Here is a 17,930-nt window from a genome sequence, read left to right as displayed (position 1 = left end):
AACCCTTACGGGTGAACGTATCGCTCAAAAGGGGACAGGAACCCCTGATTCCGCCGGAGCCTCCTCTCCGTTCCCTGCCACCGCGACCGCCTGCGCACCCGCGCCGGGCGGTGTTGTCGGTCCTCCCCTATACGGTGGCGCCATGGCTGCCCGTACGAAATCCGCGAAGGACCGGCCGTCCTATCGCTGCACCGAATGCGGCTGGACCACCGCCAAGTGGCTCGGCCGTTGCCCCGAATGCCAGGCGTGGGGGACGGTCGAGGAATTCGGCGGCGTCCCTGCCGTACGGACCACGGCGGCCGGCCGCGTGAGCACGGCCGCTCTCCCCATCGGCCAGGTCGACAGTCGGCAGGCCACCGCCCGGTCGACCGGTGTCGACGAACTGGACCGGGTGCTCGGCGGCGGGCTGGTCCCCGGCGCCGTGGTGCTGGTCGCGGGCGAGCCGGGCGTGGGCAAGTCGACGCTCCTGCTGGACGTGGCGGCCAAGGCCGCCAGTGACGAGCACCGCACTCTCTATGTCACCGCGGAGGAGTCCGCGAGCCAGGTGCGGCTGCGTGCCGACCGGATCCACGCGATCAACGACCATCTCTACCTCGCGGCCGAGACCGACCTCTCCGCGGTCCTCGGCCATCTGGACGCGGTCAAGCCGTCCCTGCTCATCCTCGACTCCGTACAGACCGTCGCCTCGCCCGAGATCGACGGTGCGCCCGGCGGTATGGCGCAGGTCCGCGAGGTCGCCGGAGCGCTCATCCGCGCCTCGAAGGATCGCGGCATGTCCACGCTGTTGGTCGGCCACGTCACCAAGGACGGCGCGATCGCCGGGCCGCGGCTGCTGGAACATCTCGTCGACGTGGTGCTGTCCTTCGAGGGCGACCGTCATGCGCGCCTCCGGCTGGTCCGCGGCGTGAAGAACCGGTACGGAGCGACGGACGAGGTCGGCTGTTTCGAACTGCACGACGAGGGCATCACCGGCCTCGCCGACCCGTCCGGGCTCTTCCTCACCCGGCGCGACGAACCCGTACCCGGCACCTGTCTTACAGTCACCCTGGAGGGACGGCGCCCGCTCGTCGCCGAAGTGCAGGCGTTGACGGTCGATTCGCAGATCCCGTCGCCCCGGCGCACCACCTCCGGGCTCGAGACGTCCCGGGTCTCGATGATGCTGGCCGTTCTGGAGCAGCGCGGCCGGATCAGCTCGCTCGGAAAACGGGACATCTACAGCGCGACGGTCGGCGGTGTGAAGCTCTCCGAGCCCGCCGCCGACCTCGCGGTCGCACTGGCGCTGGCCAGTGCGGCAAGCGACACACCACTGCCCAAGAACCTGGTGGCGATCGGCGAAGTGGGCCTCGCGGGCGAGGTCAGACGGGTGACCGGGGTGCAGCGCAGACTGGCCGAGGCACACCGGCTGGGCTTCACCCACGCACTGGTTCCGACCGACCCGGGGAAGGTCCCGGCCGGTATGAAGGTCACGGAAGTCGCCAACATGGGCGACGCGCTGAGAGTACTCCCGCGCCGGTCTCGTACGGAGGCCCCACGGGAGGACAACGCGCGCCGGTAGACTTTGCCCTGGTCTCGCCCGTCCGTACGAACGGTATGAGGGACGTAAGGGCACCGCAAACCTGTGACCGGAGGAGTGCAGTGGCAGCCAACGACCGGGCAGCATCGCCCGGAAAGTCCGGCCAAGGCACCGGTAACGAGGCGCTGATGCGCGCCTCGCTGAGCGCCGTCGCGCCCGGAATGGCCTTGCGGGACGGCCTGGAGCGCATTCTCCGCGGCAACACCGGCGGGCTGATCGTGCTGGGCATGGACAAGACCGTCGAGTCCATGTGCACCGGCGGCTTCGTGCTGGATGTCGAGTTCACCGCGACGCGACTGCGCGAGCTGGCCAAGCTCGACGGGGCACTGATCCTCGACAAGGACATGAGCAAGATTCTTCGGGCCGGCGTGCAGCTGGTCCCGGACGCCTCCATCCCCACCGAGGAGACCGGCACCCGCCACCGCACGGCGGACCGGGTCTCCAAGCAGTGCAACTTCCCTGTCGTCTCGGTCTCGCAGTCGATGCGTCTGATCGCGCTGTACGTGGACGGGGAGCGGCGGGTCCTGGAGGAGTCCGCCGCGATCCTGTCGCGCGCCAATCAGGCCCTCGCCACTCTGGAGCGGTACAAGCTCCGGCTCGACGAGGTGGCGGGCACGCTCTCCGCGCTGGAGATCGAGGACCTGGTGACGGTCCGCGATGTGACGGCTGTCGCACAGCGGCTGGAGATGGTGCGCCGGATCGCGACCGAGATCGCCGAGTACGTGGTGGAGCTGGGCACCGACGGCCGGCTTCTCTCGCTCCAGCTCGACGAGTTGATCGCAGGCGTCGAGCCGGAGCGCGAGCTGGTCGTGCGCGACTATGTGCCGGAGCCGACCGCGAAGCGGTCCCGTACGGTCGCGGAGGCGCTGACCGAGCTGGACGCGCTCTCTCACACCGAGTTGCTCGAACTCCCCGTCGTGGCACGGGCCCTGGGGTACAGCGGCTCACCCGAAACCCTGGACTCGGCGGTCTCGCCGCGCGGCTTCCGGCTGCTGGCGAAGGTGCCGCGACTGCCCGGGGCGATCATCGACCGGCTCGTGGAGCACTTCGGAGGACTGCAGAAGCTGCTCGCGGCGAGCGTGGACGATCTCCAGACGGTGGACGGGGTCGGCGAGGCGCGGGCGCGGAGCGTGCGCGAGGGGCTCTCGCGGCTGGCCGAGTCGTCGATTCTCGAGCGGTACGTGTAGGCGCGGGTCTCACGTCGGCTCGGGGCCCGGTCGGTGGACCGGGCCCCGACGTGCGTGTGGGGCCGTGTTCACGTTCCGCTCAGCACGCCGGTACTTCGCGGACCGGTCATTGGCGGGCCGGTACTGCGCGAGCCGGTCTTTCGCGTCGGTCGTTCGCGTCGGCTCCTCGCGGACTCGTCCTTCTCGAACTGGCCCTTCGCACACCGGTACTTCGCAAGCCGGCCTTGCGCCTCAGTCCTTCGCGAGGACGAACGACGCGCGCTGCACGGGCTCGCCGGAGGTTTTCGCCTCGACGAGGTACGTACCCGGCCCCACTGATCCTGCGGCTGGCGTCGCGCACTGCGGAGCGCTCTTCTTCCGGTCCCACTCCACGGTGTGAACGATGGTCGCCCCCGCCGGGACCTCCAGCAGCACACTGCCCGCGTTGCGCGGGCAGTCCTTCGAGGACCACACCTCGGCGTCGTCGCCACCGGCCTCGGTGACGGTGAGCACCGCGCTCTTCGGTCCGAAGTCGGCCTTGCAGGCGGTGGACGAGGTGTTCTTGGCGATCAACCGGAACTTCGGCTTCTCGTCGGGGCCGTAGCTGAGCTCGGTGCGCAGGGTCAACTGCAGTGCGGAAGGGGTGCAGTCGGGGATCGAGGAGCCGGCCGGGACCTGCTGGCCCTCGGTTCCGCCGCCGGAATCCGATCCGGTGCCAAAGTCGCCGTTGCTGCCGTCGCCTGTCCCGCCCGTGGTGCCCTCGGAGCCCGCGTCGGTACCGCCGCTGCCGTCACCGCTGCCGTCCGTGGTGCCCGACTCGTCGCGCCCGCCCGGCTGTTGGCTGATGGCCGGCCCCGAACTGGCAGGCCCAGGACCGATGGAGTGTGCCGGACCGGACCCGTTGGGCCGGGAATCGTCCTTGTTCCCCTTGCTCCCACCGGAGGTGACGGCCCATACGATCAGCAGCGCGAGCAGCGCAATCAGCGTCGCCGCTACGGCCCTCCGTCGCCAGTAGATGGTGGAGGGAAGCGGCCCGATCGGATTGCGCAGAGATCCCACGGCGCAAACTGTACGAGAAGTCGGCGCCAACTCCCGCCCCACCCGCCGCTCCGAGCCCCAAGTTTTGCGGATCATCATCATGGGGTGGCTGGATTCCGACCCCTACTTTCGTCAGGTGCACCCCCTGGCGATCGCGCAATGTGACAATCGCGCACTGTTGCCTACGGTCAGTCACATGAAGAGTTCGACCACTGAGGCTGTGTACAGAGACATCACCGACTTCGCGCACGGCGCGCCGCCATGGGTGCAGCATCTCGCCGAAGTACGGACGGAACTCGGGCTGCTGGTCTTCGGCATCCTGTTCGTCGTGGGCTGGTGGCGGGCGCGCGGAGAGCGTGCGGGAGCCCTCGCCCTGTCGGTGCTTGCGCCCCTCGCGACGGCGGTCGGCTATGTCGTCAGTGCGGTGCTCAAGGCGGCTGTGGACGAGGAGCGCCCGTGTCGTGCGGTCGTCGGCGCGGCAGCCTCATTGGTGCCCTGCCCGTCGACGGGCGACTGGTCGTTCCCGAGCAATCACGCGGCCACAGCCGGCGCCGCCGCCGTCGCACTGGCGTGCGCCCGGCCGCGCACGGCCTGGTCCCCGGTGCCGATGGCGTTGCGGATGGCGCTCTCCCGGGTCTTTGTCGGGGTGCACTATCCGTACGATGTCGCGGTGGGGCTGCTGGTGGGCGGATCCGTGGCGGCGCTGGTGACCGTCCTGCTGTCCCGTCCGACGCGCTCGCTCGCCCGGACGGTACGGGACAGCCGGGCATCCCTCGCGGTCTGGATTTCCGGCCCGGGGGCGGGCGGCCCGGACAGGGGCCACAACACAGGCCTCCGATCGGGCCGGGACCTCGGCGAAAGCACGGGCGGCAGTCCGGGCGAAGACGCTGACCGGGCCTCATCGTGGGGACAGACGGGTGGCGTTATCACCCCAAGAGCCCTCAAGCGGGGCGACACCACCGTGACCATGACCATCGCCTGCCCTTCCGTGTCAGGATCGACATGCGATGACTGCCATGACTGCGACACAGACGCCCCCCACATCCCTCCACGCTCCCGTGATCGGGTGGTTCGACCAGCACGCCCGCGATCTTCCCTGGCGCCGCCCCGAGGCGGGCGCCTGGGGTGTGATGGTGAGCGAGTTCATGCTGCAGCAGACCCCCGTCAGCCGGGTCGTCCCGGTGTACGAACAGTGGCTGGCCCGCTGGCCGCGCCCCGCCGACCTCGCCGCCGAGCCGCCCGGTGAGGCGGTCCGGGCATGGGGCCGGCTCGGTTACCCGCGGCGTGCGCTGCGGTTGCACGGCGCCGCGCAGGCAATAACGGAACGGCACGGCGGCGACGTGCCGAGCGAGCACGGCCAACTGCTCGCACTGCCCGGGATCGGTGAGTACACAGCGGCGGCCGTGGCCTCGTTCGCGTACGGGCAGCGGCATCCCGTACTCGATACGAACGTCCGCCGGGTGTTCGCCCGGGCCGCGACCGGCATTCAGTACCCGCCGAACGCGACCACCGCCGCCGAGCGGAAACTCGCCCGCGCGCTCCTCCCTGACGAGGACGAACGAGCGGCCCGCTGGGCAGCAGCCACGATGGAACTCGGTGCGCTCGTCTGCACCGCCAAGAACGAGGACTGCACGCAATGCCCGATCGCCACACAGTGCGCCTGGCGGCTGGCCGGGAAGCCCGCGCACGAGGGGCCTCCGCGCCGCGGTCAGACCTACGCCGGTACGGACCGGCAGGTGCGCGGACGGTTGCTCGCCGTTCTGCGTGAGGCGGTGACCCCGGTGTCGCAGGCGGCACTGGACACCGTGTGGGACGAGCCTGTGCAACGGGCACGGGCGCTGGACGGCCTGGTCGCCGACGGCCTGGTCGAACCGCTCCCGGGCGGCCAGTACCGACTTCCGCTGAGCTGAGGGCTGTCCCGTCATCCCTGGCGGAGAAACGCGCGGCGTCGGATGCGGTGCATCGCAAGGCGGAGGGGCGTCCGCATACGGGGTGTATGCGGACGTTCCGACAATGCGGCGAGGTGCCGTAGCTGTCGTCGTGCGCCTGCCGGGGATGACGGGACACTCCCTGGGAACAGAGCAGGGAGGCCCTCCCCCACCGCTGTTACACAATCGATGGACAGCCGTGCGTCGGCGTATGGCTGCTCCGCACAGCGCCGTGACAACCGCTCCGTAACGTCTCCGACCGTCAGCCCACGCACCAATGGCCGGCAGAAGTCAAACGGGGATCGACGGGGACGGAGGCGGTTGGAATGGCGCAGGGCGAGGTGCTCGAATTCGAAGAGTACGTACGCACCCGGCAGGACGCTCTGCTGCGCAGTGCGCGCCGCCTGGTCCCCGACCCGGTGGACGCGCAGGACCTGCTGCAGACAGCCCTGGCCCGTACCTTCGGCCGCTGGGACGGCATCGCCGACAAGTCCCTGGCCGATGCCTACCTGCGCCGCGTCATGATCAACACCCGTACGGAGTGGTGGCGGGCCCGCAAGCTGGAGGAGGTGCCCACCGAGCAGCTGCCCGACGCCAGCATCGAGGACGGCACCGAGCAGCGCGCCGACCGTGCTCTCCTGATGGACGTCCTGGGTGTGCTGGCTCCCAAGCAGCGCAGCGTCGTCGTGCTGCGACACTGGGAGCAGATGAGCACGGAGGAGACGGCCGCGGCGCTCGGTATGTCGGCCGGTACGGTGAAGAGCACGCTGCACCGTGCGCTGGCTCGGCTGCGCCAGGAACTGGAGAGCCGCGAGACCATGAGCAGGGAAGCCAGGATCCGTGAGGACCGGGGTCACACGGCGGGCGACCGGGCTCCGGCCATCGGTGCCGCGCAGGGTGCGCGGGCAGGGGCGCAGCTCCGCGGACAAGCGGACCGGCGTCATGACGAACGGGGGCGGGAGCGGTGCGCGGCCTGACAGGCAGCGGTGAAGGCGGGGACACGGCGACCGGCAGTAGTGGTGCCACCGCCGGGGACACGGCGACCGGCCGATACGACGGGGCGACCCGCAGCGGTGGTCGTCGGCTGACCGGGTGGGCGGCGAGCGGTACGGCACTGGTCGGGCTCGCCGTTCTGGTGCTGCTCACCGTCAGCTGTTCCACCGGTGGTACGGGCACTCGTGACGAGGGCCCGGCAGGCACCCAGCCGGTCGCCCAGGTCACGCCGTCGGCCACCGCGCCGTCCACGGCGAAGCCCGCCCCGCGGGTCGATCCCGTCCAGCTGGTCAAGCGGGACTCCCGGGTGAGCGAGCGGGTCAGGACGGACCTGAAGCCCTGCACGGGCAGCGAGTACCCGGTCGACTCCTCGTACGGCAGGCTGACGGGCGGCTCCGCGCCGGACGTCGTGGTGAACGTGATGACCTGCGGCGACGCGGTGGGCGTCGGCACCTACGTGTACCACCGGCAGAGCAACGGTACGTACAAGAACATCTTCACCACCGAGCAGCCCGCGGTCTACGGCACCATCGACCGGGGCGATCTGGTCGTGACGACGCAGGTGTACGAGAAGAGGGACTCGGTCGCGTACCCGTCGGGCGAGGAAGTGGTCACGTACCGCTGGGCCGACAGCCGGTTCGCCGAGCACGACCGGGTGCACAACGACTTCAACAGAGCCGTCGGCAACGGAGAAGGGGAATTCCCGCAGCCCACGGAACCGACGAAGAACTGAGAGCAGTCGATGGCCGAGACCCACGTCCTGTTCGTCGAGGACGACGATGTCATCCGCGAGGCCACCCAGCTGGCGCTGGAGCGTGATGGCTTCGCGGTCACCGCGATGCCCGACGGCCTCTCCGGTCTGGAGGCGTTCCGGGCCGACCGGCCGGACATCGCCCTGCTCGACGTGATGGTGCCGGGCCTGGACGGGGTCAGTCTGTGCCGTCGTATTCGCGACGAGTCGACCGTGCCCGTGATCATGTTGTCCGCGCGCGCCGATTCGATCGATGTGGTGCTCGGCCTGGAGGCCGGCGCCGACGACTACGTCACCAAGCCGTTCGACGGCGCTGTTCTGGTCGCCAGGATCCGAGCCGTGCTGCGCCGATTCGGTCATGCGTCGGGCGGCCGGCCGGGCGGCGCGGAGGCGGAGTCCGAGCCTGTCGGCGGGGTGCTGGTCTTCGGCGACCTGGAGATCGACACCGAGGGCATGGAAGTGCGCAAGGGCGGCGCGCACGTGGCGCTGACCCCGACCGAGATGCGGCTGCTGCTGGAGTTCTCGTCCGCGCCCGGCACGGTGCTCTCGCGCGACAAACTGCTCGAACGGGTCTGGGACTACGGCTGGGGAGGAGACACGCGGGTCGTGGATGTCCATGTGCAGCGGCTGCGTACCAAGATCGGGCAGGACCGGATCGAGACGGTTCGCGGTTTCGGCTACAAACTCAAGCCATGAAGCGGCTGGCACTGCGGACCGGGGTCCGCTGGAAGATCAGTATCGCGATCGCCGCAGTGGGCGCGCTCATCGCCGTGGCGCTGAGCCTCGTCGTCCACAACGCCGCCCGCGTCTCGATGCTGGAGAACGCCCGTGAGGTGCAGCTGGAGCGGCTGACGTACGCGCAGCTGCTGTACGAGGCGACGAAGACGAAGAAGGCCGATCCCAAGTTCGGTGCCAAGCTCAACGACCCGACGATGCCGCGGAGCCTGCGGGAGGAGACCCGTAAGAACCGGCGCGCCACGCATGTCGACGAGTACGGGAACGGGGTGCCCGATGTGTGGGCCGCAGTGCCGCTGGCCAATGGCGACGTGCTGTCCCTCCACACCCGCTTCGCGGACCGTTCCGCCACGATCATGGGCGATCTCGACCGGGCGTTGATCATCGGCTCCGTCTCGGTGGTCTTCGGTGGCTGCGCGCTGGGCGTGCTGATCGGGGGACAGCTGTCGCGCAGGCTGCGCAAGGCCGCGGCCGCGGCCGGCAAGGTCGCGCAGGGCCATACGGAGGTACGGGTCCGGGAGGCCATCGGCGGAGTCATACGGGACGAGACCGACGAGCTGGCCCGCGCGGTGGATGCCCTGACGGACGCGCTGAACGAACGCATCGAGGCGGAGCGCCGGGTCACCGCGGACATCGCGCACGAGCTGCGCACTCCCGTGACCGGACTGCTGACCGCCGCCGAGCTGCTGCCGCCGGGCCGCCCCACCGAGCTCGTACGGGACAGGGCGCAGGCGATGCGCACACTCGTCGAGGACGTGCTGGAGGTGGCCAGGCTGGACAGTGCGTCGGAGCGTGCCGAGCTGCAGGAGATCGCGCTCGGTGAGTTCGTCAGCCGCCGGATCGCGCTGCTGGACCCCGATGTGCGGGTCCAGTTGGTCCACGAGTCGTGGGTCAACACCGATCCGCGCCGGCTGGAGCGCATCCTCGGAAATCTGCTGGGGAACGCCGCGAAGCACGGCTCCACTCCCGTGGAGGTCACGGTCGAGGGCCGGGTGGTGCGCATCCGCGACCACGGGCCCGGTTTCCCGGAGGCGCTGCTGCGCGAGGGCCCGAGCCGGTTCCGTACCGGAAGCAGTGACCGCTCCGGGCGCGGTCACGGCCTGGGGCTGACGATCGCGGCCGGTCAGGCCCGGGTGCTCGGCGCCCGGCTGACGTTCCGCAACGCGGCGCCCCAGGGCGCGGCAGAGGGGACCGGCGGGGCGATCGCCGTGCTGTGGCTGCCGGAGCACGCCCCGACGAATACCGGCAGCTTCCCGATCCTGCACCTCGCCGAACAGCGCCGGCCCGGGAGTTCGCGGGCGGTCGCGCCGTCGGACGGCGCACCGTTCGGCAGCTGAACCGGCCGGGCAGCGACGAAGGGGCCCTGGGGCGCGCGGTCCGCGCGCCCCAGGGCCCCTCTGGTCACTGTCGGGTCAGACGTTCTCGCTCTGCTTGGCGTCGGCCACCGGCTCCGGTGCCTCCACGCCGCTCTAGGCGGTGGGCTCGGCCTTGGCCTCCGGGCCCGCCCCCCGCAGCGGTACCTCCTTGACGAACACCGCCGCCACCAGCGCGATCACACCGACCGACGCGCCGACCAGGAAGGCGATGTGCGTGCCGGACGACACCGCGACCTGGTACGCCTCACGCACCGCGTCCGGCAGCTTCGCCAGGCTCGCCGCGTCCAGCTGCGCGGACTTCGAGGTGGCTGCTCCACCGCCGCGGGCCGCCATTTCGTCCTGCACCCGTCCGGTGAACAGCGCACCCATGATCGCGACGCCGAAGGAGCTGCCGAGCGTGCGGAAGAGGGTGGTCGCGGAGGAGGCCACGCCCATGTCCTTCAGCTCGACGCTGTTCTGCGCGACGAGCATCGTGATCTGCATCAGGAAGCCCATGCCCGCGCCGAGGACCGCCATGTAGATGCCGGAGGTGAGGCGGGTGGTGCCGGTGTCCATCTGCGAGAGCAGGAACAGGCCGGCCACCATCAGGATGGAGCCGATGATGGGGAAGATCTTGTACTTGCCGCTGCTGGTGGTGACCCGTCCGGCGATCAGCGAGACGACCATCATCGACAGCAGCATCGGCAGGAGCAGCAGACCGGAGTTGGTCGCGGACGCACCCTGGACGGACTGCTGGAACAGCGGCAGGAAGAGCACCGCTCCGAACATCACGAAGCCGGACATGAAGCCGACGACCGACATCAGTGTGAAGTTGAGGTTGCGGAAGATGTGCAGCGGAATGATCGGTTCTGCAGCCTTCGTCTCGACGAAGAGGAAGCCGACGAGCGAGACGACACCGATCGCGATGAGCTCCATGATCACGGCGGAGTCCCAGGCGTACTCCGAACCGCCCCAGGTGGTGACCAGCACGATCGCGGTGATGCCGACGGTCAGCAGTCCGGCGCCGAGGTAGTCGACCTTCGCCTTGGTGCGCTTCTTGTTCGGCAGGTGCAGCACGGCGGTGACCATGGCGAGGGCGACGGCGCCCAGCGGCAGGTTGATGTAGAAGCTCCAGCGCCAGCCGAGGTGGTCCGTGATGGTGCCGCCGACCAGCGGCCCGCCGATCATGGCGATCGCCATCACACCGGCCATCAGCCCCTGGTACTTGCCACGCTCGCGGGGCGGTACCAGGTCGCCGATGATGGCCATGACGCCGACCATCAGGCCGCCCGCGCCGAGCCCCTGGATCGCGCGGAAGCCGATCAGCTGGCCCATGTCCTGGGCCATGCCGCTCAGCACGGAGCCGATCAGGAAGAGCACGATGGACGTGAGGAAGATGCCCTTGCGTCCGTACATGTCGCCGAGCTTGCCCCAGATCGGGGTCGAGGCCGCAGTGGCCAGGGTGTACGCGGTGACGACCCAGGACAGATGCTCCAGGCCGCCGAGATCACCGACGATGGTCGGCATGGCGGTGCCGACGATCAGGTTGTCGAGCATGGCCAGCAGCATGGTGATCATCAGGGCGAGCATCACCACCCGGACGCTGCGCTGCCGCGGTTCGGGTGCGGCGGGCGGCTCGTCGGCAGTCTTCTCGGCTGCTCTGCCGCCCGGCTTCCCGTCCGCCGCCTTCTTCAGGTCCGACATGGTTCCCAACTCCCCTGATCCCCTGTTAGCCGGGCCCTTACTTGCCGCCCGGCTAGTTGACTACACTGGGGAAAGTAGACCCGTAACTAGCCGGGCGTCAAGTAAGTTTTTTTGGGGAGCGCACCATGGGCAGCACACCGCAGCCGCGGCGGGGCAATACGCGCCAGCGGATCCAGGACGTTGCCCTGGAGCTCTTCGCCGAGCAGGGCTACGAGAAGACCTCGCTGCGCGAGATCTCCGAGAAGCTGGACGTCACCAAGGCGGCGCTGTACTACCACTTCAAGACCAAGGAAGACATTCTCATCAGCATCTTCGAGGACCTCAACCGGCCCGTCGAGGAGCTGATCGCCTGGGGCAAGGAACAGCCCCGCACCCTGGAGACGAAGAAGGAGCTCCTGGTCCGCTACAGCGACGCACTGGCCGCGGCGGCGCCGCTCTTCCGGTTCATGCAGGAGAACCAGGCGACCATACGGGATCTCAGCATCGGGGAGACCATCAAGGGCCGCGTCGTGGCCCTCGTCGATCTGATCAAGGAACCCGACGCGCCACTGACCGACCAGGTGCGTTGCTTCACCGCACTCTTCACACTGCACGCGGGCATGTTCGCCCTCAAGGACTTCGACGGCGACCCCGAGGACAAGCGCAAAGCCGTCCTCGAAGTCGCCTTCGACCTGATATCCCAAGCCCACGGCCCGGGCCCCGCGAGTTAGTGCCGTGACCGGCCGTGTTTGCCCCATGAGGAGCGTCGTCCGGTGCGTGCCGGGGGCGCGACGGGGCAGAGCTTGCCGGGAGGGCACGAGCGGGATCCGGGCCGTGGTGCGGTCGTCAGGTCGGATCAGACCGCGACGCCCTGCTGGTGCAGGAACGAGACCGGGTTGATCGCCGAACCGTAGTTGGCGGTGTGACGGATCTCGAAGTGCAGATGCGGGCCGCTGGAGTTACCGGTGTTGCCGGAGAGGGCGATCTTCTCGCCCGTGCTCACGGTCTGACCTATGCGCACGTCGATCCGCGACAGGTGCGCGTACTGCGAGTACGTGCCGTTGCCGTGCTTGATCACGATGGCGTTGCCGTACGCGGGACCGTCGCCGCCACCGTTCGGGCCGGCCTTCACAACGGTGCCGGAGTGCGCGGCCTTGACCGTGGTCCCGCTCGGCACGGCGAAGTCCTGGCCGGAGTGCTTGTGAGCCCAGCGGCTGCCGTCGGTGCCGAAGCTGGCGCTCAGCGTGTACTGGCGGACCGGCGTCACCCAGGAGACGGACTTGCCGGCGGCTTCCTTGGCGGAGCTGCGCTCGGCCTGCTTCGCCGCAGCGGCCCTCTCGGCCGCCTTGCCCTGCGCGGCCGCCTGCTCGGCGACCGAGTCGGCCGCGGTGGTGCTGATCAGGGTCGCGGTGCCGGGGGCGCTCGCCGGGGCGGCCGCGAACGCAGCGCCCGCGCCGAGAACCATCGACGTCCCCAGGCCGGCTGCCACCACGGCGCCACGGACACGGGACATGGACGGGCGGCGGGAGTGCTGGAACGTAACGCGCTTCGACATATGCGGAGAACCTCCGGATGTGAGTGAACCCGGCTTGTCCGCCGGGTTGGCCATCCCTTGGTAACCCGCCACCCCGTCTGTACTCAAACACCCCATCTACGAAGAAAAGCCGTATTCGGGGCCCACGGAACCCGCTGTCACGGGTCCCGGACCCTCGACACACAACTCGGCCGAAACTCCTCGGCCGGACAGGTTTAACCCCAGCTCCAAACCGCCTGAAACGGACATGTTGCTGCGTTTCGGGCCTCCCCTTCCGTCGCACCGAAGGCCCCGTTCCACTGCGGGCCGAAGGCCCCATCCACGATCACCGTCCCGTCTCCTATGCCGCGTAGTAAGGCCGAAAGGGGGTGTGCTGCTTGTCACCGCCGACAGGACCGAAGACGTCCGATTCGGGACCTTCGGCATGGAATCGACTACGCTGTCACGGCAGACGCTCAGCTCCCGGGGGGACAGCGATGACCAGCGAGAGCACCGACGCCGGCGCCATGGACGGCATCGAGCTCGCAGACGCGGTCGAGTCCATCCGCAACCAGCTCATCGACGCCGCGAGCCGCGCCACCGGCCGCCCCGTGGCCTTCGAACCCGGCGCCACATACAGATGGCGTTCACCCTCGAACTCCGCAAGGAGGTCAAGGGCGGCGGCGAGGTGAAGGCCCGGGTGGTGGAGACGGGCGCCGACGCGTCCCGTGCGACGGGCCGCACCCACAAGGTCTCGTCACCCTGAAACGGCGCGGCACCACGACCGGCGAGCCCTGGCGGATCGGTCACGGGGATGCGGGCAGCACGGCGCACTTCGGCCGCGGTACGGTGCAGCCGTGAGTGCGACGCGACCCACGGCTCGCACGGTCGCCGTCCATGGCTCAGGGCCCGTCCAGGGCAGCGGAGCCCTGCTCGCCCCGGCCGCACGCGAAGGCCTCATCGATCTGTCCCCGCTCGAAGCCCTGCCCGGCCTCCGGGTGAACATCATCGGCGGTTCGCGGATCATCGGTGGCGAAGGGCTCATCGTGCACACGTGACGGCACAGCGAAGGGGCTGCCCCGGAACCGTACGAAACGGTCCGGGGCAGCCCCTTCGGATGCTCAGACGCTCAGCGCGCCCTTACACGTCCTTCGTCAGGTTCGGGCCGGCGCCGCCTGCCGCCTGCTCGATCGGCGGGACGTCGGGCAGCGCCGACTTCTCCTCGCCGCGGAAGGTGAACTTCTTCTCCTCACCCTCGCCCTCGGTGCCGACGACCACGATGTGACCGGGGCGCAACTCACCGAAGAGGATCTTCTCGGAGAGGATGTCCTCGATCTCGCGCTGGATCGTCCGGCGCAGCGGCCGGGCACCCATCACGGGGTCGTAGCCCTTCTTGGCCAGGAGCGACTTGGCTTCCGCGCTGAGCTCGATGCCCATGTCGCGGTCCTTCAGGCGCTCGTCCACCTTGGCGATCATGAGGTCGACGATCTGGATGATGTCTTCCTCGGTGAGCTGGTGGAAGACGACCGTGTCGTCGACGCGGTTCAGGAACTCCGGCCGGAAGTGCTGCTTGAGCTCTTCGTTGACCTTGTTCTTCATCCGCTCGTAGCCGGTCTTGACGTCACCCTGGGCGGCGAAGCCCAGGTTGAAGCCCTTGGAGATGTCCCGGGTCCCGAGGTTGGTCGTCATGATGATGACCGTGTTCTTGAAGTCCACGACCCGGCCCTGGGAGTCGGTCAGGCGACCGTCTTCCAGAATCTGGAGCAGTGAATTGAAGATATCGGGGTGGGCCTTCTCGACCTCGTCGAAGAGGACGACGGAGAACGGCTTGCGGCGCACCTTCTCGGTGAGCTGGCCACCCTCTTCGTAACCCACGTAACCGGGGGGAGAACCGAAGAGGCGGGAAACCGTGTGCTTCTCGCTGAACTCCGACATGTCGAGGGAGATCAGCGCGTCCTCGTCGCCGAAGAGGAATTCGGCGAGCGTCTTGGAGAGCTCGGTCTTACCGACACCGGACGGGCCGGCGAAGATGAACGAGCCACCGGGGCGCTTCGGGTCCTTCAGACCGGCTCGCGTACGGCGGATCGCCTGCGAGAGGGCCTTGATGGCGTCCTTCTGGCCGATGACGCGCTTGTGGAGCTCGTCCTCCATGCGCAGCAGTCGGGAGGACTCCTCCTCCGTCAGCTTGAAGACCGGGATGCCGGTGGCGGTGGCCAGGACTTCGGCGATGAGCTCGCCGTCGACCTCGGCGACGACGTCCATGTCGCCGGCCTTCCACTCCTTCTCCCGCTTGGCCTTCGCCGCCAGCAGCTGCTTCTCCTTGTCGCGGAGGGAAGCTGCCTTCTCGAAGTCCTGGGAGTCGATGGCCGACTCCTTGTCGCGGCGGACACCCGCGATCTTCTCGTCGAACTCGCGGAGGTCCGGCGGCGCGGTCATCCGGCGGATGCGCATCCGGGAACCGGCCTCGTCGATCAGGTCGATCGCCTTGTCCGGCAGGAAGCGGTCCGAGATGTAGCGGTCGGCCAGCGTCGCGGCCTGGACCAGCGCCTCGTCCGTGATGGAGACGCGGTGGTGGGCCTCGTAGCGGTCGCGCAGCCCCTTGAGGATCTCGATGGTGTGTGGCAGCGACGGCTCCGCGACCTGGATGGGCTGGAAGCGGCGCTCAAGAGCGGCGTCCTTCTCCAGGTGCTTGCGGTACTCGTCGAGCGTCGTCGCACCGATCGTCTGGAGCTCACCTCGCGCCAGCATGGGCTTGAGGATGCTCGCGGCGTCGATCGCGCCCTCGGCGGCGCCCGCACCCACGAGGGTGTGGAGCTCGTCGATGAACAGGATGATGTCGCCGCGGGTGCGGATCTCCTTGAGGACCTTCTTCAGGCGCTCCTCGAAGTCACCGCGGTAGCGGGAACCGGCGACCAGCGCACCGAGGTCGAGGGTGTAGAGGTGCTTGTCCTTGAGGGTCTCGGGCACCTCGCCCTTGACGATGGCCTGCGCCAGGCCCTCGACGACCGCCGTCTTGCCGACGCCGGGCTCGCCGATGAGGACCGGGTTGTTCTTGGTACGACGGGACAGCACCTGCATGACCCGCTCGATCTCCTTCTCGCGCCCGATGACCGGGTCGAGCTTGGATTCGCGAGCGGCCTGGGTGAGGTTCCGGCCGAACTGGTCGAGCACCAGGGACGTGGAGGGCGTGCCCTCCGCGGGGCCGCCTGCGGTGGCCGCCTCCTTGCCTCCCGAGTACCCGGAGAGCAGCTGGATGACCTGCTGCCGCACCCGGTTCAGGTCGGCGCCCAGCTTCACGAGGACCTGGGCGGCGACGCCCTCGCCCTCGCGGATCAGGCCGAGCAGGATGTGCTCGGTGCCGATGTAGTTGTGGCCAAGCTGAAGAGCCTCGCGGAGCGACAGCTCCAGGACCTTCTTGGCTCGGGGGGTGAAGGGGATGTGCCCGGACGGGGCCTGCTGGCCCTGACCGATGATCTCCTCCACCTGCTGGCGGACCGCCTCGAGCGAAATCCCGAGGCTCTCCAGGGCCTTAGCGGCGACACCCTCACCCTCATGGATAAGGCCCAGGAGGATGTGCTCGGTGCCGATGTAGTTGTGGTTGAGCATCCGGGCTTCTTCCTGAGCCAGGACGACAACCCGCCGCGCGCGGTCGGTGAACCTCTCGAACATCGTTAATCGCTCCTCAGAGCGGTCAGGCAGTAAGGGGTCGGTCCCCTCCCTGTCCTTCCGCAGCTTAGTCCCGCAAGCGGGGACCGCTCATTCCAACTGCCGACACCCGTCCATGGCCTCCTGCCCCGAACGCCGACAACTGCTCCAACCCGATGGTGCGAGACGATGTTCCCGCAGGCCAGGCAGATACCCCTATCGCCAGTACGCCGATGGCGAACGTGAGACGTGCCGAGCTGCGTGTCGCCCCTCCCCACTAGGGATGTTCTTACCCGCAATTACAGACAGTCCATGCGGCGCGCGCCGGTTCCCTCCGCTACGGGCGAACATCCTTGCGCGCGGAAATGCGCTCGCACGCCCCCGCCATGGACACTTTGCGCACACGATCACCGACTCTGCGTAACTCTTGGGGCGGTCCGGCAGTTCTTCGGACATGGCCCTTACCGTCCCGCCCCCACGCGCAGCGCTCGCCGACGAGCGCAAGGGTGACTGTGCGTGGTGGTACGAGCACGAACTCGGCTGGCCGACGGAAGGGACAGCTCCGGTGCGGTTGCCGACCGGGCTGCGGTTCGACGTCCTGGAGCTGCCTGTGGCCGCGGGGTACGCGGCGCTGCGGCGAGTGGGGCGCACCGGACCCGTGGCGCTGACGGGGCGGACCATGGGGCTGCTGGTGGCCGCGGGGAGCGCCGACGAGCTGCCGGGGCTGCTCGACTGGCTGGAGTGGGGCGGGGTCTCCCTCGCGCTGACCGCCGTCGGTACGGGCGGGCGGATCATCGCGCCGACGCCGCCCGGCTGGGCTCCTGGCTCGCCGGGGGCCGCCGCATGGCTGCGGCCCCCCGAGCTGCGGCACGAGGGGAAGCCGGGGCTCCCGGCCCTCGCCGGCCTCGGGAGCAGGGGTGGGGGTGCTCCCGATCTCGTACGGCTCGTGGACGCGGTGGCAACGGAATGCCACCGGGCCCGGTTGATGCATGCCCGGACGGGGCGAACGACAACGGTGCAGCCGACAGCAGCGCCATCTGCAAAGGGACTGCCGACGGGTCGGTCGGCAACTCAGCCGTTGGCCTTCTCGTAAGCCTCGCGGATCTCTGCCGGAACACGACCACGGTCATTCACATTGTGACCGTTCTCGCGCGCCCACTTACGGATCTCAGCAGTGTCCTTGTTGCCACCGGTAACGGCGCGACCCTTGCCACGGCCCGCCCCGGCACGGCCGCCGGTACGCCGGCCACCCTTGGTGTACGGCTCAAGAAGACCACGGAGCTTGTCCGCGTTGGTCGTGGTGAGGTCAATCTCGTACGTCTTGCCATCCAGAGCGAACGTCACCGTCTCGTCCGCCTCGCCACCGTCGAGGTCATCGACAAGAAGGACCTGAACCTTCTGTGCCACCGGATTTCCTTTCATCGAAAATGCAGTACGCGGAAAGGAAACCGCTTTTCCCCGGAAAACACAAACCCCTGGGAGAGGTTCAGGAGTGCAAGAACACGGGAAACATGCGCGATTCGGACATAGGGATCCGGCGTCTTCCGACG

The 17,930-nt window shown here is 69.0% G+C and carries 16 protein-coding genes and 1 pseudogene; 12 read left to right on the top strand and 5 right to left on the bottom strand.

What is annotated here, in order from left to right:
* Positions 1 to 142: 142 nt before the first annotated feature.
* Together radA and disA are read left to right on the top strand one after the other, a co-directional pair.
* The gene (gene radA, locus OG395_RS30140) at positions 143 to 1,555 is read left to right on the top strand and encodes a DNA repair protein RadA (RefSeq protein WP_327245733.1); all 1,413 of its coding nucleotides are present in this window, start codon (positions 143 to 145) and stop codon (positions 1,553 to 1,555) included.
* Between the two features lie 80 nt (positions 1,556 to 1,635).
* The gene (gene disA, locus OG395_RS30135; protein WP_327245732.1) at positions 1,636 to 2,760 is read left to right on the top strand and encodes a DNA integrity scanning diadenylate cyclase DisA; all 1,125 of its coding nucleotides are present in this window, start codon (positions 1,636 to 1,638) and stop codon (positions 2,758 to 2,760) included.
* Between the two features lie 231 nt (positions 2,761 to 2,991).
* Here disA and OG395_RS30130 read toward each other — a convergent pair whose 3' ends face one another.
* Positions 2,992 to 3,756, bottom strand: a complete 765-nt coding sequence (locus OG395_RS30130; protein WP_442818775.1) for a hypothetical protein — start codon at positions 3,754 to 3,756, stop codon at positions 2,992 to 2,994.
* On the opposite strand from OG395_RS30130, the pseudogene OG395_RS30125 reads away from it, so the two are divergent.
* The 6 genes and pseudogenes from OG395_RS30125 to cseC all read left to right on the top strand — a co-directional run.
* Positions 3,755 to 4,441 (top strand): annotated as a pseudogene (locus OG395_RS30125) (phosphatase PAP2 family protein); the annotation flags it as partial. The gene OG395_RS30130 and the pseudogene OG395_RS30125 overlap by 2 nt on opposite strands.
* Positions 4,442 to 4,784: 343 nt before the next feature.
* Positions 4,785 to 5,687 carry an A/G-specific adenine glycosylase gene (locus OG395_RS30120; RefSeq protein WP_327245730.1) on the top strand — a complete coding sequence of 301 codons (903 nt, stop codon included), beginning with the start codon at positions 4,785 to 4,787 and terminating at the stop codon, positions 5,685 to 5,687.
* 344 nt (positions 5,688 to 6,031) lie between these two features.
* A complete protein-coding gene (locus tag OG395_RS30115; protein WP_327245729.1) occupies positions 6,032 to 6,682 on the top strand; it encodes a SigE family RNA polymerase sigma factor in 651 nt (216 codons plus the stop codon).
* Entirely contained in the window at positions 6,670 to 7,431 is a 762-nt protein-coding gene (locus OG395_RS30110) for a hypothetical protein (protein WP_327245728.1), read from the top strand. Before OG395_RS30115 ends, OG395_RS30110 begins: the two co-directional genes overlap by 13 nt.
* Positions 7,432 to 7,440: 9 nt before the next feature.
* Positions 7,441 to 8,145, top strand: coding sequence for a two-component system response regulator CseB (gene cseB, locus OG395_RS30105; protein ID WP_327245727.1), 705 nt, complete (start codon positions 7,441 to 7,443; stop codon positions 8,143 to 8,145).
* Positions 8,142 to 9,521, top strand: coding sequence for a two-component system sensor histidine kinase CseC (cseC, locus tag OG395_RS30100; RefSeq protein ID WP_327245726.1), 1,380 nt, complete (start codon positions 8,142 to 8,144; stop codon positions 9,519 to 9,521). The genes cseB and cseC overlap by 4 nt, the downstream gene beginning before the upstream one ends.
* A gap of 132 nt (positions 9,522 to 9,653) precedes the next feature.
* Here the strand turns inward: cseC and OG395_RS30095 are convergent, their stop codons facing one another.
* Complete coding sequence (locus tag OG395_RS30095) at positions 9,654 to 11,243, bottom strand: MDR family MFS transporter (protein ID WP_327245725.1); 1,590 nt, start codon at positions 11,241 to 11,243, stop codon at positions 9,654 to 9,656.
* Positions 11,244 to 11,368: 125 nt separating this feature from the next.
* Here OG395_RS30095 and OG395_RS30090 point away from each other — a divergent pair, with 125 nt between their 5' ends.
* Positions 11,369 to 11,953, top strand: coding sequence for a TetR/AcrR family transcriptional regulator (locus OG395_RS30090; protein WP_327245724.1), 585 nt, complete (start codon positions 11,369 to 11,371; stop codon positions 11,951 to 11,953).
* A 125-nt stretch (positions 11,954 to 12,078) separates the two neighbouring features.
* On the opposite strand, the gene OG395_RS30085 is transcribed toward OG395_RS30090, so the two are convergent.
* A complete protein-coding gene (locus OG395_RS30085; protein ID WP_327245723.1) occupies positions 12,079 to 12,777 on the bottom strand; it encodes a M23 family metallopeptidase in 699 nt (232 codons plus the stop codon).
* 598 nt (positions 12,778 to 13,375) lie between these two features.
* Between OG395_RS30085 and OG395_RS30080 the strand changes: the two genes are divergently transcribed.
* Both OG395_RS30080 and OG395_RS30075 read left to right on the top strand, forming a co-directional pair.
* On the top strand, positions 13,376 to 13,501 hold the full coding sequence (locus OG395_RS30080; RefSeq protein WP_327245722.1) for a trypco2 family protein: 126 nt from the start codon (positions 13,376 to 13,378) through the stop codon (positions 13,499 to 13,501).
* 91 nt (positions 13,502 to 13,592) lie between these two features.
* Complete coding sequence (locus OG395_RS30075) at positions 13,593 to 13,793, top strand: hypothetical protein (protein ID WP_327245721.1); 201 nt, start codon at positions 13,593 to 13,595, stop codon at positions 13,791 to 13,793.
* An 82-nt stretch (positions 13,794 to 13,875) separates the two neighbouring features.
* On the opposite strand, the gene OG395_RS30070 is transcribed toward OG395_RS30075, so the two are convergent.
* Positions 13,876 to 16,404, bottom strand: coding sequence for an ATP-dependent Clp protease ATP-binding subunit (locus tag OG395_RS30070; protein ID WP_266984391.1), 2,529 nt, complete (start codon positions 16,402 to 16,404; stop codon positions 13,876 to 13,878).
* A gap of 430 nt (positions 16,405 to 16,834) precedes the next feature.
* On the opposite strand from OG395_RS30070, the gene OG395_RS30065 reads away from it, so the two are divergent.
* On the top strand, positions 16,835 to 17,473 hold the full coding sequence (locus OG395_RS30065; protein WP_327245720.1) for an SCO3374 family protein: 639 nt from the start codon (positions 16,835 to 16,837) through the stop codon (positions 17,471 to 17,473).
* On the opposite strand, the gene OG395_RS30060 is transcribed toward OG395_RS30065, so the two are convergent.
* The gene (locus OG395_RS30060) at positions 17,452 to 17,787 is read right to left on the bottom strand and encodes a histone-like nucleoid-structuring protein Lsr2 (protein WP_327245719.1); all 336 of its coding nucleotides are present in this window, start codon (positions 17,785 to 17,787) and stop codon (positions 17,452 to 17,454) included. The two genes, OG395_RS30065 and OG395_RS30060, sit on opposite strands and share 22 nt — an antisense overlap.
* Positions 17,788 to 17,930: the final 143 nt, after the last annotated feature.

Origin of the sequence: Streptomyces sp. NBC_01320, from assembly GCF_035974375.1 — a bacterium.
In the GTDB taxonomy this organism is placed as follows: domain Bacteria; phylum Actinomycetota; class Actinomycetes; order Streptomycetales; family Streptomycetaceae; genus Streptomyces; species Streptomyces yanii.
Note: the sequence above shows the minus strand (reverse complement) of the source record. Positions and strands in the feature narration are given on the sequence as shown.